17 protein-coding genes and 1 other RNA gene are annotated in these 15,354 nt (G+C 30.7%); 10 read left to right on the top strand and 8 right to left on the bottom strand.

The features are described 5' to 3' along the window. Positions 1 to 9: 9 nt before the first annotated feature. The 6 genes from LOS86_RS07005 to LOS86_RS06980 all read right to left on the bottom strand — a co-directional run bounded on the left by LOS86_RS07005 (position 10) and on the right by LOS86_RS06980 (position 3,855). Positions 10 to 1,446, bottom strand: coding sequence for a DUF3570 domain-containing protein (locus LOS86_RS07005; RefSeq protein WP_231841369.1), 1,437 nt, complete (start codon positions 1,444 to 1,446; stop codon positions 10 to 12). Between the two features lie 122 nt (positions 1,447 to 1,568). Beyond that, positions 1,569 to 1,778: a DUF4266 domain-containing protein gene (locus LOS86_RS07000; protein ID WP_231841367.1), complete on the bottom strand. Its 210-nt coding sequence runs from the start codon at positions 1,776 to 1,778 to the stop codon at positions 1,569 to 1,571. Next, positions 1,778 to 2,761, bottom strand: coding sequence for an FAD:protein FMN transferase (locus LOS86_RS06995; protein ID WP_231841366.1), 984 nt, complete (start codon positions 2,759 to 2,761; stop codon positions 1,778 to 1,780). The genes LOS86_RS07000 and LOS86_RS06995 overlap by 1 nt, the downstream gene beginning before the upstream one ends. Beyond that, a complete protein-coding gene (locus tag LOS86_RS06990) occupies positions 2,758 to 3,195 on the bottom strand; it encodes a thioredoxin family protein (protein WP_231841365.1) in 438 nt (145 codons plus the stop codon). Before LOS86_RS06990 ends, LOS86_RS06995 begins: the two co-directional genes overlap by 4 nt. Positions 3,196 to 3,275: 80 nt before the next feature. After that, the gene (locus LOS86_RS06985; protein ID WP_231841364.1) at positions 3,276 to 3,626 is read right to left on the bottom strand and encodes a DUF1801 domain-containing protein; all 351 of its coding nucleotides are present in this window, start codon (positions 3,624 to 3,626) and stop codon (positions 3,276 to 3,278) included. A 4-nt stretch (positions 3,627 to 3,630) separates the two neighbouring features. Beyond that, a complete protein-coding gene (locus LOS86_RS06980) occupies positions 3,631 to 3,855 on the bottom strand; it encodes a hypothetical protein (RefSeq protein WP_231841363.1) in 225 nt (74 codons plus the stop codon). An 84-nt stretch (positions 3,856 to 3,939) separates the two neighbouring features. Between LOS86_RS06980 and LOS86_RS06975 the strand changes: the two genes are divergently transcribed. From LOS86_RS06975 to creD, 5 genes are all read left to right on the top strand, one after another. Further along, entirely contained in the window at positions 3,940 to 4,563 is a 624-nt protein-coding gene (locus tag LOS86_RS06975) for a hypothetical protein (protein ID WP_231841362.1), read from the top strand. 103 nt (positions 4,564 to 4,666) lie between these two features. Continuing rightward, positions 4,667 to 4,963: a winged helix-turn-helix domain-containing protein gene (locus tag LOS86_RS06970; protein ID WP_026726800.1), complete on the top strand. Its 297-nt coding sequence runs from the start codon at positions 4,667 to 4,669 to the stop codon at positions 4,961 to 4,963. Positions 4,964 to 5,016: 53 nt separating this feature from the next. Beyond that, positions 5,017 to 5,472 carry a hypothetical protein gene (locus tag LOS86_RS06965; RefSeq protein WP_231843895.1) on the top strand — a complete coding sequence of 152 codons (456 nt, stop codon included), beginning with the start codon at positions 5,017 to 5,019 and terminating at the stop codon, positions 5,470 to 5,472. Between the two features lies 1 nt (position 5,473). Beyond that, the gene (locus tag LOS86_RS13660) at positions 5,474 to 5,599 is read left to right on the top strand and encodes a hypothetical protein (RefSeq protein WP_255674424.1); all 126 of its coding nucleotides are present in this window, start codon (positions 5,474 to 5,476) and stop codon (positions 5,597 to 5,599) included. 308 nt (positions 5,600 to 5,907) lie between these two features. Then, positions 5,908 to 7,203 (top strand): cell envelope integrity protein CreD, encoded by a 1,296-nt coding sequence (gene creD, locus LOS86_RS06960; protein WP_231843894.1) that lies wholly within the window; start codon positions 5,908 to 5,910, stop codon positions 7,201 to 7,203. A gap of 72 nt (positions 7,204 to 7,275) precedes the next feature. Here creD and LOS86_RS06955 read toward each other — a convergent pair whose 3' ends face one another. Together LOS86_RS06955 and LOS86_RS06950 are read right to left on the bottom strand one after the other, a co-directional pair. Then, entirely contained in the window at positions 7,276 to 8,934 is a 1,659-nt protein-coding gene (locus tag LOS86_RS06955) for an MFS transporter (protein ID WP_231843893.1), read from the bottom strand. A gap of 165 nt (positions 8,935 to 9,099) precedes the next feature. Continuing rightward, the gene (locus LOS86_RS06950) at positions 9,100 to 10,323 is read right to left on the bottom strand and encodes an NAD(P)-dependent oxidoreductase (RefSeq protein ID WP_231843892.1); all 1,224 of its coding nucleotides are present in this window, start codon (positions 10,321 to 10,323) and stop codon (positions 9,100 to 9,102) included. Between the two features lie 169 nt (positions 10,324 to 10,492). Between LOS86_RS06950 and ssrA the strand changes: the two genes are divergently transcribed. From ssrA to LOS86_RS06925, 5 genes are all read left to right on the top strand, one after another. Beyond that, positions 10,493 to 10,890, top strand: a transfer-messenger RNA (tmRNA) gene (gene ssrA / locus LOS86_RS06945). Between the two features lie 246 nt (positions 10,891 to 11,136). Further along, positions 11,137 to 12,372, top strand: coding sequence for a site-specific integrase (locus tag LOS86_RS06940; RefSeq protein WP_231843891.1), 1,236 nt, complete (start codon positions 11,137 to 11,139; stop codon positions 12,370 to 12,372). 108 nt (positions 12,373 to 12,480) lie between these two features. Beyond that, on the top strand, positions 12,481 to 13,389 hold the full coding sequence (locus LOS86_RS06935; protein ID WP_231843890.1) for a helix-turn-helix domain-containing protein: 909 nt from the start codon (positions 12,481 to 12,483) through the stop codon (positions 13,387 to 13,389). Positions 13,390 to 13,486: 97 nt separating this feature from the next. Next, the gene (locus LOS86_RS06930) at positions 13,487 to 14,974 is read left to right on the top strand and encodes a MauE/DoxX family redox-associated membrane protein (protein WP_231843889.1); all 1,488 of its coding nucleotides are present in this window, start codon (positions 13,487 to 13,489) and stop codon (positions 14,972 to 14,974) included. 79 nt (positions 14,975 to 15,053) lie between these two features. Next, positions 15,054 to 15,326 carry a DUF6520 family protein gene (locus LOS86_RS06925; RefSeq protein WP_231843888.1) on the top strand — a complete coding sequence of 91 codons (273 nt, stop codon included), beginning with the start codon at positions 15,054 to 15,056 and terminating at the stop codon, positions 15,324 to 15,326. Positions 15,327 to 15,354: the final 28 nt, after the last annotated feature.

Genomic DNA, 15,354 nt, shown 5'->3' with positions numbered 1-15,354 from the left:
AATCTTAAATTATTGTTCCACAAATTTGATTCCAAAGGTAATGATATTCGCATTTAACCCATCATTACGGTCATAGTGACTGAATCTGAAATCGATATTTTTTAACCCGAAGTTCCAAATTTTAGCACTCGTAAAAATATCGGTGTAACTAATTCCAAAACCATACTGATTAGCATTAAAAGTAGACAAATCATAATCTGATGTATAATATTGCTCTGTTGAAACGTGCGTTTCAAAAGGGGCAAAATATTTAGCCTTACCTTGTGTATAATATCGATACGAAGGGAAAACAGTAAATTTATCTGACAATTTAACCGGAATTTCTAAGCTAGCGGTATGAGAAGTTACTCCCCAATCATCCCAATAATATCTATAATACGTTCGGAAAGTCACTCTTTCATTTAAATAATAATTCAAACGAGTACCAAAAGGAATTTTAAAACGCGTTCCTGGCAATCTTTCAATATCATCTGCCAATTGATATACACCCGAATTAATAGACGAATTCAAATAATACGGTATATAAGCAGATTGACCAATATAATAATTGGCTTTATCAGCAAAATAGACTCTTTGATAAGGCGTTGACAACATTCCTGTTTGCGAAAGAATATCTAAAAACACAGAAAATTGCATTTTTTTAGTAGCTACTTGAGAAAAACCAAAAGACGCCGCATAAGAATTTCTATTGGTACCATTCCAGTTTGTAAAATCGGAAGGTAAATAAGAAGTTGATGCATTTCCATTTTGGTCATAAACGGTTACACCTGTAAAAAATCCGCTATTTAAAAAGTTAGAACCGTATTTTGCATATTCATGTAACTCTGTTGGGTAAATAGGGCGCCATTGATCTAAATAAGCATTGACTTTGAAAGAAACTTCTGAATTTTTATCATTAAAAAGTTTAGCAATTCCACCTCCAAAACCTATTGAAGTATAATCATATTCATTAGAAAAAGCTACATCAACATTCCAAACTAAATTTCGATCATCACTTGAATGACTATAATTAGCTACCACCGAAGCATAAACATCTGAAGCAGAAGCACCTGAAGAAGCTTGCCATGGTGTACCTGTAGGACCACCAATTACTCTGTCATCATCATCGTCTCCTCTGCCACCAGAAGCACCAGAAGCATTAAATGGATTGATATTACTAGAAGATGCCGAAGTATATGCTGATATTCCAGCATCAATTGTTAATACAGCATCATCATTTAATGGCATAGCCACTACAATGTTTGAAGCCAAATCTGTTAACTTTTCAGAACCAATACCACCCGAAACAGCAGAATGCAAACCATCTTGTTTGTAATAACTCAATAAAAAGTCAACTTCAGTTGATTCTAAAACACGTTTTTTATAGACAACTTCGGTTGAATCTTTCTGTTGCGAAAAACCCAATGTAGTTATTAAAACAAAAACTATTAGACTTATATTTTTCATAAAATTGTATTCAAAATTTAATTTGGTAAACCCATCACCCATCACCCATCACCTATCACCTATCACCCATCACCCATCACCCATCACCTATCACCCATCACCTATCACCCATCACCTATCACCTAATTACATCCACAACCACCACCGGTTTTTCCTCCATTAGCACCAGAAGCTGCTTCACGATACACTTGAAAAGTAGTTTCGTAGCGTTCCGAGCTTCTTGCAGATAGTTTCATATCGGGATCGTTGATATATTGTTTGTCATATTCTTTTACCGAGTTGCAAGATGCCATTCCTAAAATTACTAACCCTGCTAAAATTACTTTTCTCATTATTGATATTTTTTAATGTCTATATTTTTAGAAACATGAATATTTCCTTTGTCGTCTACTATGATGCAACCTATTCCATTTAATTGGTTGATTAAATCCAATCCCACATCAATTCCCAAAACAAAAATACCAGTGGCTAATGCATCTGCTAATTCCGTTTGTTTAGCAAAAACAGATACGCTAATAATACCACTTGCTGGATATCCTGTTCTCGGATCGATAATATGTGAATAACGCTTACCATTGAAGGTTACATATTTTTCATAACTTCCTGAAGTTTCTACCGCACTATCTTCTAAAGGAAAAGTAGCAAATACTTTATTTTTATTCATTGGATTTACAATACCTACTGTCCAAGATTTGCCATCTGGTTGTGTTCCCCAAGTATTTATATCTCCTGAAACATTAACTAAGCCTGATTTACATCCTTTTATTTGAAGTAATGCTTTAATCTTATCTGCGATATAACCTTGTCCTATTCCGCCTAAGCCCAACTTCATTCCCTTGTTCTTAAGAAAAATGGAAGTGTTTTGAGGATTTAAAATAATGTTTTGATATCCTACCTTCTCAACCGATTTTTTAATTGCTTCTGGTGTTGGCATTTCTTTCATGCTTCCATCAAATTTCCAAATTCTATCCATAGAAGCATACGATATATCAAAAGCTCCTGAAGTTAATTTAGAAATCGTAATTGCTCGCTCCACTAAATCATAAACTTCTTTATCTACTTGAACAGGCCCAATACCTGCATTTTGATTTACTTTAGAAATTTGAGAAGTAGGAATCCAATCTGAAATTAAGTTTTCAATACGTTTTACTTCTGCAATAGCCATATCTGTGTACTGATTGCCTAGAATGGAATCAGAAGCTACAACTGTAATTTCAAAAGGACTACCCAACAAACTTTGTTTTTTCTTAAAAACTTGTTGGCCTAAAGAAACAGAACAGCTTAATACGAATATTGAAATTAGTAATTGTCTCATTTTTTCTCTAATGCATGAATCATTTTAATATACTCTTCAGGAGAAACGTTTTTGAAACCCATTTTACCTAAAACTTTACCTGTTTTATCTAATACAACAACTAATGGAAAACTACCTTCTAAATTAAATTTTTCAGCCAGTTTTCTATTGTGTTCTGTTTGTTCTTTTGATAAGGTGTTTGCTTTTTTTCGAGGAAAATCTGCCTTAACTATAATCCAGTTATCTCCTGCTTCTTTTTTAAAAGCATCTGACTGCCAAATATTTTTATCTAACTTAATGCATGGCGCACACCAATCAGAACCTGAAAAAACAATGATAATATTTTTATCTTGTTCTGAGGCTAACTTTTTAGCTTCCTCAAAATTGTAATTCCAATCTTGAGCAAACGAAATTTGAGTAAGGGAAAAAGCAATTAAAAAAAGTAAATTTCTCATTTCATTTAAATTTATACCAAATGTAACGAGAAAATGAGTTGGATGGTATGTAAATAAACCTAAATTAAGCTAATATTAAGTTAGTTATACAATAACTTGGCTTCAGAAATCACATCGATAAGTATCTTATTATCAATTTCTTCAATAGCAAAATAACGCAACGATTTCACCGTATTCCTTTTTTCATCAACTAAAACATGCTGATTGCTTTTCAATTGAAAACCTTTAGCAAAACCAACATCCAAAAACCCTTTTTTGTGATTAGGAGCTAAATAACAAAACGGTTTTTTCTTGTAATAGAAATAAGGAATCCCCCATTTATAAAGGAGTTCACATGCGTCTAATTCATATTCAACAACCGAAATTACATGCAACATCATGGCTTGGAACTTTTCTGGTTGGCGAAGAATATAAGCTTCTGTAGGTTTCATACGACTACTTGTTTTCTCTAATCAATCGGTTACTATATTGAAACAATTTATAGGTCATCCAACCTAAAATTGCAACGACAAATACTATTCCAAACAAATAACCCATTATAAATGAGGTTCCCTCCTTTTTGTATTCGCCAATTTGAAGTAATGTGGAGGATACACTCAATATAATAACAACAAAAAAGAACAAGCTTAGACCTTTTAAAAAATAACCTACTATTTTCATTTGATTTTTTTTTCAAAAATAACTCAAAAAATGTTTGGTCAAGAAATTATTTATCTTTTACTTTGTATTTCAAAGTACTTTAAAATGGAAAACGAGAAATATCTAAATGACATTAGCGAGATAAAAAATTTGATGAACAAATCATCACGTTTTATTTCTTTGAGTGGATTGTCGGGAATTTTAGCTGGCGTTTATGCTTTGATTGGTGCCTATATGGCGTACAAAACCATATACTTTGATACTTCTACCATGGGCGCTTATCGTGATTTAATCATCTCGGAAGAAGCGGTAATTCGATTATTGGTAATTGCTGCTACTGTTTTAATTTTATCCATTTTAACGGGAATCGGATTAAGCATACGAAAAGCAAGAAAAAGTAATGAGAAGGTTTGGAATACGGCTTCAAGAAGATTAGCAATCAATTTCATGATACCATTAGCAACTGGTGGGTTTTTCATTATCTTTTTGATTGAAAAAAACATTTTAGGTCTTATTGCTCCCCTAACCTTAATATTTTATGGCCTAGCATGTGTAAATGCCAGCAAATATACTATTGGTGATGTTCGCTATTTAGGAATAACCATGATTGCTTTAGGTTTATTATCGACATGGTTCTTAGGTTATGGTCTATTATTCTGGGCATTAGGTTTTGGAGGTTGCCATATTTTATACGGAAGTTTAATGTATTTTAAATACGAGAGAAAGTAAATTCAATTTAGAATTCAGAAAACAGAAAATAGAGAAAAGATGTTAAATTAATTTTCAATTAAAAATCTTTATAATCCATAAACCTTAATTTTTAAACAAACTAATGCTCAACATTATCCAAAATATCAACAAAGCCTTTGATCACCGAATTCGTTTGGGTATTATGTCGATATTGATGGTGAATGAAAGTGCTGATTTTAATATGTTGAAAGAGTTATTAGGTGTAACTGATGGTAACTTAGCTTCGCATACTAAAGCTTTGGAAGCTGAAAATTACATTCAAATTGAAAAACAATTTATTGGTAAAAAACCCAATACAAAATACAGCGCTACAAAAGAAGGTCGTGATGCTTTTACGGCCCATATTGAAGCACTTGAAAAATTAATCAAGAAAAGTTAAACCTATTTTTTTATCTATTTACTTTGAAATTCAAAGTACTTTTAAAATTAGAAATGAGAGATTTATTTATAGAAAAAATGTACGAAATGAGTAAGAAACCTTATCAAAAATTATTTAAGAAAGGTAAAGCTTGGGATGTTGAAATCAACCATTTGATACAATTTCCTAACGATAGCTTAGGATTTCATTTGGGATGCTTTTTACTGAAATACAATTTTGAAATCCAACCCCAATTAGAAGATCATGATGTCATTCACGTGTTAACCAACACCGGAATTTCAGTTATTGACGAAATAGGCATGCAATATTATTTGTATGGTAATGGTAAACGAAGTTTGTATTTACTAATGGTGGTTATAACAGGAACACTCTTCTATCCTACTCGATTTTTGTATTTCAAACACCAATATCAAAGAGGAAAACAAGCACATGAATTCTATGGCTTGAATTTTTATAATATGCTTTCAATTCCACTAAATCACATTCAAGAAACTTTTAATATCAAATAACATGAACAAACTCATTAACATCAGTATGACCATTGGAATTTTATTCTTTATTGGAAAAGAAATTATTAAAAACATATTAGTAGCAGGCAAAGAAAAATTAATGTTTTATGGAAAAAGAAACAATTAAACTACCCTATTCAATTCAAATTGCTTTATTATCATTTTTAATTGGCACATTGTTATTTTTAAGCTATTTCATTTTTCCCAATTGGAATAGTCTACTATTTATTGGATTATTTTATGTACTAGTTGCATTTATATTCAACACAATTGTAATAATTAATCTGGTTATCCAATTTTTCTCAGTGTATTCAAATAAAAAGAGTATTACAACACAAGCGGTAATTGTATTTGCAAATATTCCAATTGCGCTTACTTATTATTCTATTATCATCTATTCAGTACTATCAAAATCACCTTTTTAATCTAAAAATTATGGAAACACATTTTCAACAAGAACCAAAAGTACCGTTTTTTCAAACCACAACCGCTAAAATGATCATGGTTGGAATTCTAACTCTAGTTTTAATCATTCCACTCGCTTTAGTACAAGATTTAATTGTGGAAAGAAGCCAACGCCAAAAAGAAGTCATTACCGAAACTACGTCCAAATGGGGAAATTCGGTTTATTTTTATGGCCCCATTTTAAAAGTGCCGTATAAAGATCCTATGTCGGGAGCCAACAATTACGCGTATTTCTTTCCAGAAACTTTGAATAATAAAACTGAAGTTACCATGGTAAAACCTTTGGAACGAAGCATTTACAAATCGAATGTCTTTACCACAAAAATGCAATTTGATGGTAATTATACCAATCCAAATTTTGCTTCAAAAGGTATTCCTGCTGAAAACATATATTGGAATCGTGCTAAAATATTAATTCGTACAACCAATTTAAAAAGTTTGAAAGACGAAGTAAAAATGAAAATTGGAAATCAGAATTTAGCTTTTGAATCGGTTGCGAATAGTGCAAATGATAGCATTGAGAGTTTAGAAACTCATTATTTTGATTACCAAAGTATACATAATGATGCAAAATTCAACTTTACCATTTCGTTCAACGGAAGCAAGCAAGTAAAAATGGTTCCAATTGGAAAAACTACGGATGCTAAAATGACATCAAATTGGAATTCGCCTAATTTTAATGGAAACTTCTCACCTATTTCAAGAGAAATTACCGATAACGGATTTGAAGCAAATTGGAAAATACTGCATTTTAACCGACCATTTGCTCAAAACTACTTTGAAGTATTACCACAATTAAGTAAATATGCTTTTGCAGTTGATTTTATTACACCAGTTGACGAATACCAACAAAGTGAACGCGCTTCTAAATATGGCTTTTTAGTTATTGGATTAACGTTTTTAATTTTCTTTTTGATTCAATCGATAAGTAAAATTAACATTCATATTTTTCAATATTCGATGATTGGAATTGCATTAATTATGTTCTACACATTATTGATTTCCATAACCGAACACAGTTCGTTTTCATTTGCTTATTTAGTAGCAGGAGCATCTGTAATTGCGATGATTTCCCTTTATTCCATATCGATATTGAAAGACAAAAAATTTCCAATGTTTATAGGAGTTTCATTGAGTGTATTGTATACTTTTATTTACGTAATCATTCAATTAGAAGATTATGCGTTATTAGTAGGAAGCATTGGATTATTCTTAATATTAGCTGCCGTAATGTATTTTTCAAGAAAGATTGAATGGAATAAATGATTTAGAATTTAAAAAAATAACTCCGACAACGTATTGAACACTGTCGGAGTTATTTTAATTATAGTTGTTCTATTAATGACTTCCATCAACTTCAATAGCATCAACATCAATATTTTGTTTCTTTAAAATTCCTTTAACTAAGATTGCAAATAAAGTTAAATAAGCAAAACAAACAACCGCTACAATATACGATTGATGAATACCTATAATATCAGATAATTTACCTTGTAATGGAGGTATAATTCCACCACCTAAAATCATCATAACTAAAAATGCTGAACCTTGTGAAGTATATTTACCTAAACCAATAATAGATAAACTAAAAATAGAAGGCCACATAATACTACAAGCCAAACCACCTGATAAAAATGCATAAATAGCAACTGTTCCGGTACTAAATAATCCAATTAACATTGCAGTTATACCAAATGTGCCAAAAATCATTAATGTTCTTGCAGGTTTATCTTTACTTAAAAAGAAAGCAATAATTTGAATAATAACACAAACGATATACCAATATAAAGGTTTCATATCTTTTCCAGTTATAATATTTACTCCTAAAATGATACCAAATGCAATAATAGGAATTAAAAGTAAAGCTAATGTTTTCTTCATACCTTGTAAATTGAAAGCACTAATAGCTCCTGCCCATCTTCCAATCATTAAACTTCCCCAATACATAGAAATATAAGGTGCAATTTCAGAAGATTGTAAACCACCAAATTCATCTAATTTTAACAATTCACCCAAATTACTACCAATAGCTACTTCAACACCAACATAGGTGAAAATAGCTAACATACCTAAAACTAATTGTGGATATTGCATTGCTCCCCAACCTTCTGATTTCTTTTTTGCAGATGTATAAGAAAACATCAAACCAGCAATAACTACTAATAAAGCCCCTGAAAGCCATAACATTCTGTATTTTTCCAAATCAGAAAAATCAGCTTCAGTATAATTTGTAGTATCTAATTGATACGTTTTAAAAATTGGCACAAAACAAACTGCTAAAAGAACAGTCATTACAACTAATGTTCTCAATGCTTTATTTGCTTTTTCCATAGGTTCATTTGCAATTCCACTAGGTACTTTTTTAGAAAACCAAAATAATGCAGCCGCAGCTACAAATAATAAACCCACACCAACATACAATAAAACAACTTTATTAAGTTCAAGAGCTTTTATTTGTTCATCAGAAACAGATGCAGCAGTTCCAAATAATGCCAATCCAACAATGATAGGTCCAATAGTAGTTCCAAAAGAGTTAATTCCTCCTCCAAGATTTACACGACTTGCCCCTGTTTTTGGATCACCTAGTAAAATAGCGAAAGGATTGGCTGCAGTTTGTTGTAATGAAAAACCTAATGCAACTATGAATAATCCAACTAACATTCCTGCATAAATACTTGCTTCTACAGCAATAATCATAGCTCCAGCACCTAAAGCAGAAAATAATAATCCATAAACAATACTTTTCTTATATCCCCATTTCCCAACAATGTCATTACCTGACAAATCACCTAAAGCAAACAATAATAAAGCACCTATATAATAAGCGGTATAAAAAGCAAAATCAACTAATTGAGATTGAAATTGATCTAAAGAAAAATAACTTTTACAAAAAGGAATAAAAATACTGTTTCCAGCTGCGATAAATCCCCAAAAGAAAAACACTGTAATTAGTGTATACAAAGCGGGATAATTCGTCTTCACTTGATTTACTTGCATAATTTAAGTTGGTTTAGTTTGTTGGTTAAAGTTTGAAAAAATCAAATAATAGGGTTAAATATACATTTATTCAACTTGAATTTAAAAACATCTGAATCTTTTTTTTCTACGAAAACGTTTTCGTGTTAACTAATAAAAAAACCCGATGTAAAATCGGGCTTAAATTTATTTGGCTAGAAGAACGTCTTGCTTTTCGTCTACATAATCTTGTAAATACTTAAATCGTTCTGTTAATTGTCCGTTTTCGGTAATTTTTGCTCTTTGTAAAATTCCGTCTTTATCACCATTAAAAAAAGCAGGAATAACGTGTTTCATAAACATTTCGCCAAAACCTTCACTAGCGTCTTTTGGCAATTCACAAGGTAAATTATCAACCGACATTACCATTATTGAAGCAGGATGTGTATAAGGCACTTCTTTATGTTCACTAGGCAAATAGCCAAAGAAAGGCTCTGCAATAGTGGATGCTTTTAGGGTACAAGCAACAGGACCATCTACATCACATGAAATATCGGCCACTACTTGAATTTTATTATCAGCGGCACGAAGCATATCACGAGTTAAAATATCAGGCGAACCATTTCCGTGGAAGTGACCTGCAATAAACATATCGGCAACTTTAGTAAAACGCTCAAAATCTGAAATATATTCTTGAGGATTCTTATAAAAATCTGTATTATTTAAAACCTGACCATCTTTGCGTCTGTTGTAATCTAAAACGTCTATTTGGGTATATACAGGTTCTGTGTATTTTTTATTCAAAAAGTCGTCAACGCTAACTTGTTTGATTTTAAAACCATCCAAAATCTCCTTGGCTCCCATTCCAACTTTTCCATGTCCAGTAAGAACAATTTTAATATTTGGAAGTGTTTGACGTCTTAATCTAGAAATCAATTCATCTTTACCATGCAAAGTTTCAGCTTTAGGCAATGTAAATAAATCGTATTTAATGCCAAAAGCTCTAAATCCATTGTAAGCTCCTACGATTCCAGCATATCTACCAAAACCAATCAATCTTCTGTTTTCAGCATCTACTATAGTTTCATGGTCATACAACTCAATATTCTTAGCCAATATAGCTTGAAGCAATTTGCGATTGTAAGGTTGTTTTTTTATGGTATGTGAAAAGAAAAAGTACTTTTTATTAGGAATTAATGCCTCAATTGGCACTTCTTTTACTCCAAAAAGAACATCACAATCAGACAAATCTGAAGTTACTTCAATTCCTAAATCTGAATATTGTTGGTCTGAAAACACCCTAATATCAGAAGTCTCAACTTTAACTATTGCTTCTGAATGTTCTGATTGTAAGCGTACTAATTCTTCAGGTGTAAAAACAACTCTTCGATCTGGGGGATTTTTTCGTTCTTTAATAATTCCGAATTTCATAGTATTTTTATTGTTGTAACCAAACGTTGTGTTAATGTTACAAATATAACATTTTAAAAGACTTTATACAAACTCTTTTTTAATTGAAAAAATGGTAGTAATTTTGAACCACTTTTTGATACGTAATAAAAGTCTGCACACTGAAAACTGCGACTGAAAACTCAAAAAAGGGGTCGACTGGTTTTGACAGCGAGTGGAATTGATTAGTAAGCACGTCGAGCGTTGTATGTTTAGCTCGTAAATCCAAATGTACGAACTTATAAACGGCGAAAATAATTACGCTTTAGCTGCTTAATCCGAATTATAGTACGATTTGCCTAGTTCCAACAAGGTTGGAAAGCTAGATTCTCCTCAAAAGCCTTGGTTTATGGCGTTTGGTTTAGGGGAACCGTAAAAGTAAACCTAGAGAAGGTAATGCTTTGAATCCTTCTTGACAACTGTAAAGCTAAGTTTAAAGTGGCGGTTTTCAGCCTTGCTTTAAATCGAAAATTCAACAGAAAACTAAGCGTGTAGAAAGCTATTTGATTGCTTGTTTGGACGAGAGTTCGATTCTCTCCGACTCCACTAAAACAAATTCAAAACAGACTAAAAGCCTGTAAATCGTATGATTTACAGGCTTTTTTGTTTTTGGTACTATTCAAATTATCTATTAAATCTCAAACCATTGGTGGTAAAATCGGTTACCCGAAAAAAAGTAAAATTAGGGTAACCGATTTTCTCGCAAAACCAATGATAGCAAGCAGTTCAAAAGATGAACATCTTGACAAATGAGGATTAAATAATTATTTTGAATAACATTAAAGTCACCACAAAATGAAACACAAAATGTCAATACTTTTCTACGTGAAAAGTTCTAAAGCATCAAAAAATGGTTTACTTCCCATTTATCAAAGAATAACAATTAACGGCACTCGTATTGAATTAAGTACCTCAAAGTTTGTAGAAAAAACAAAATGGAATACTGCAGCAGGTAAAATAAAAGGTAATTCTGAAGAAGCTAGACTAATTAATAGTTACCTTGATATTTTAAATGCAAAAGCATATGAAACTGAGAAATGGATGGTAAACAATAACCAGGAAATTAATGCTCAAACCTTCAAAAATAAATTCTTAGGAGTTGAGGAAAGACAACGTAAACTAATGGTTATTTTTGAAGACCATAACAAACGAATGAAAGAACTAGTTGGAAAAGAATTCTCTATTAACACTTATAAGAAGTATGAAACAGCGTTAAGCCACACCAAAGAGTTTTTAAAACATCAATATAACCTTAATGATATTTCAATAAAACAAGTAGATATTGCATTTATCAATGATTTTGATTTCTACTTGAGAAACACAAAAAACTGCAATAACAATTCTACAATAAAATATATTAGAAACTTTGGCAAAATAGTTAAGCAGTGTTATGTAAATGGTTGGATTGAAAAAGACCCTTTCTTAAATTATAAAGGTAAAGTAAAAGAAATTGAAAGAACTTATTTATCAGAAGATGAAATTGAATCTTTGCTTAATAAAGAATTTAAAATAAAACGATTAGAGTTAGTTCGCGATATGTTTATCTTCTCATGTTTCACTGGTCTTGCGTATATTGATGTCTTCAATTTAACAAAATCTAATGTTGTAATTGGTATAGATGGCGAAAAATGGATTTCAACTCACAGACAAAAGACAGAAACAGCTTCAAAAATTCCAATCCTTCCTGTTACACAAATGATTATTGATAAATACGAAAATCATCCACTATGTATTAACGAAAATCGACTTATACCTATTTTATCAAATCAAAAAATGAATGCATATCTCAAAGAACTGGCAGATATTTGTGAAATTGATAAAGAGCTAACTTTTCATATTGCCAGACATACATTCGCTACTACGGTAACACTTACTAATGGAGTTCCAATAGAAAGTGTGAGCAAAATGCTAGGTCACAAAAACTTAAGAACAACTCAACATTACGCTAAAGTTTTAGACAGAAAAGTAAGTGAAGACATGAAAATTTTAAAAGAGAAATTTTCGAACAAATTAAAATTAAAAAGCTCTTAATTCATTCAATAACATTCTAATAAGTTTAGTATTCAATTCTTGAATTGAATACTAAACTATTTGATTCCTTTTAAAAGCTTATATAGTTTTGTTACAGAAAAATAAATCATGTCAGAGCAAAATAAGCAAGAACGAATTAGAAAAATATACCAAATGCTATTTGAAATGGCTTCTGGAAATCTTCAATTTCAAATTGCTAATTTAGATGAAGAAGATGAAATTGATCAAATCGCTCTTAAGCTAAATGAAATTTCAAGTAATATAAAAAATACCTTCCTTAAACTCGGTCATGTAATTCCTCAATTTACATATCAAAACTTAGTACAACATACTTTTATTTTAGATAAAGAATTATACATTTTGAGCTTTTCATCGAGTGTACTAGACACTTTAAAGTTAAGTCAGCAAGAGCTTTCAAAACTTAAATTTTCAAAAATAATTGCAAAACAATCTATTAATGATTGGAAAACAATAGAAAATGAAATTGTTACTAACAACATATTTCATATTACACTTCAATTACACTTATTAGATAAAAACAATCAAATCTACCCCTCCTATTTTACAATTTCATCTTTATTAAACTCTAACAAAATTGTAATTTCTGGAATCACTACAAATATTGAAGATTATACAAATTATAATATTGCTAATAATAATTTAGCATCCTCAAAAAAAATTGATAGTAATACTATAGTTCAAAATGTTTATAATTATATAATGAATCATCTTGAAGAACCTCTACCTTCTGTAAATGAACTAGCAAAAATGTTTGGAACAAACGATTTTAGACTAAAAGCTGAATTTAGAAAGCATTTCAATATTAGTATTTATAAATGTTATACAAATGAACGATTAAAAAGAGCAACTTATCTCATTAAAAGAACGAACATTCCATTGAAAGAAATTGCTTTTATAAGCGGATTCAATGATTACAATAATTTTTCCAAAGCATTCAAAAAAAAGTACAATTATGTGCCTAGTGAATTGCAAAGAAGTCTACATGAAGAAGATTAGCATTTATTAAGCCATACTTTTTCAACTAAACTAAATCCCGATTTAACTACTTACAATTATTTGTTTTTCAAAACTTTACACAACAAAAAAAAGTATTATGGAGAACAAATTAAAAAATATCTTAGTTATCATCATCAGCTACTTGTATGTCTTTTTATTTGTGTATGCTGCAATTAGTAAAATACTAGATTTCGAAACATTTATTGTCCAATTGGGACAATCACCATTGTTAAGTGCCTATGCAAAATGGATTGGAATCCTAGTCCCAACAATTGAAATAGTAATTTCGATTCTACTATTAGTTCCTAGAATTAGATATATTGGACTATTTCTAGCCTTTGGATTAATGATGATGTTTTCCACCTACATAATCATAATTTTAAATTATAGTGATTTTATTCCATGTGCCTGCGGCGGTGTACTCTCGGAAATGGATTGGAACGAACATCTTATTTTTAATTTTACTTTCGTTGCTATTGGTGGAATAGGAATTATTCTCGATACGGATTTAAAATTTTCAATAAAAAAGCAATTCGTTCAATTAATGAGTGTAAGCCTTTTAAGTGCTTTTTCTGTTACGGGATTATATCTTTTATCAGAGAATGAAATGCATAGAAACAATAGCTTCGTAAGAAGATATCCTCATCATCCTGTTGACGATTTAAAAGGAATTCCTCTAAAATACAATTCCTACTATATTGCAGGATTTGACAGAGGAAAAATAATTCTTGGAAATAGTACTGCGCCTTTACATTTGCTAGAAATTGATACAACATTAAAAAGTATCAAGGAGGTAAAAATAACTATTTCTGACAATAAAGATTTTCAGTTCTCCTCTATTCAATTAAAAATAAAATCACCTAACTTTTATCTAGTAGATGGATCAGTCCCAATAATTTATAAAGGCGTTACTTCAAATTGGAATGCCAAAATATTAACTACCAAATCCAGCAATTTTTCTCTTTTAGAACCTATTACGCCTATCGACTTCATAATAAGAGGAAGTCATTCAAAATCGGGTGAACATATATTAGGACAACTTAGTACATCCAAAAATTACAAAATAATTGAAACAAATAATGTATTAGAAAAAAGAATAGACGGCATATTTGATACAGATGGTTTACTACTTTACAATGAACAGCTTAATAAAATTATTTACACTTATTACTATAGAAATCAATTCATCATCACAGATTATCATTTAAACAAAACTAAAACAATTAAAACAATCGATACTGTGAGTCAATCCAATCTTGAATTTGCCTACACAAAGGAAAACACAGAAAAAAAATTAGCAAAGCAACCAAATACAATTAACATATACGCTGCAACATCTGGGAAATACATATTTATCAAATCTGACAGACTTGGAAAGTATGAATCCGAAATCATTGCCAAACAAGCTAGTATTATAGATGTATATGATATTGAAAAAGGAACTTACGAATTCAGTTTTTACTTCTACCACTACAACAATGAAGAAATAAAAACATTTAAAATTTATAATAACCTCCTAATTGGTTTAACCAATAAGCATCTTATTGTTACAAAATTAAAACCAAAATACTTCAAAATAAAATAATAAAAACATACTTGGCCAGTTTCAGGGGAAGATCGAAAACCTGTTAACAGAGTAGATCACAACTATAATTTTATACATTATGAGAACTAAGTTTTTAAAATTCGGTTTGCCAATAGCTGTTTTTGCTTTGGCAATTGTGGGAGCTTTTGCATCGCAAAAAGCAGACAACAAAGTTTTAGCTCCTGAAACAGGTTGGATTAATTATCCAACACCTTGTAATGTTTCAGTTTCTTGTAGAACTGAAATAGGACCTGTGTGCACAATGTTCCACTTAGGACAAGAAAGACAAGCGTATGGAAAAGTAAATCCAAACGATCTTACTTGTTCTAAGGTACTTTACAAAATACCTTAATCATTAATAAAGGTGTCGCAAAAGCGAC

The sequence above is a fragment of the Flavobacterium cyclinae genome (assembly GCF_021172145.1).
Taxonomy (GTDB): Bacteria; Bacteroidota; Bacteroidia; order Flavobacteriales; family Flavobacteriaceae; genus Flavobacterium; species Flavobacterium cyclinae.
The sequence above is the reverse complement of the archived record's forward strand: the minus strand, read 5'-3'. Positions and strand labels throughout refer to the sequence as shown.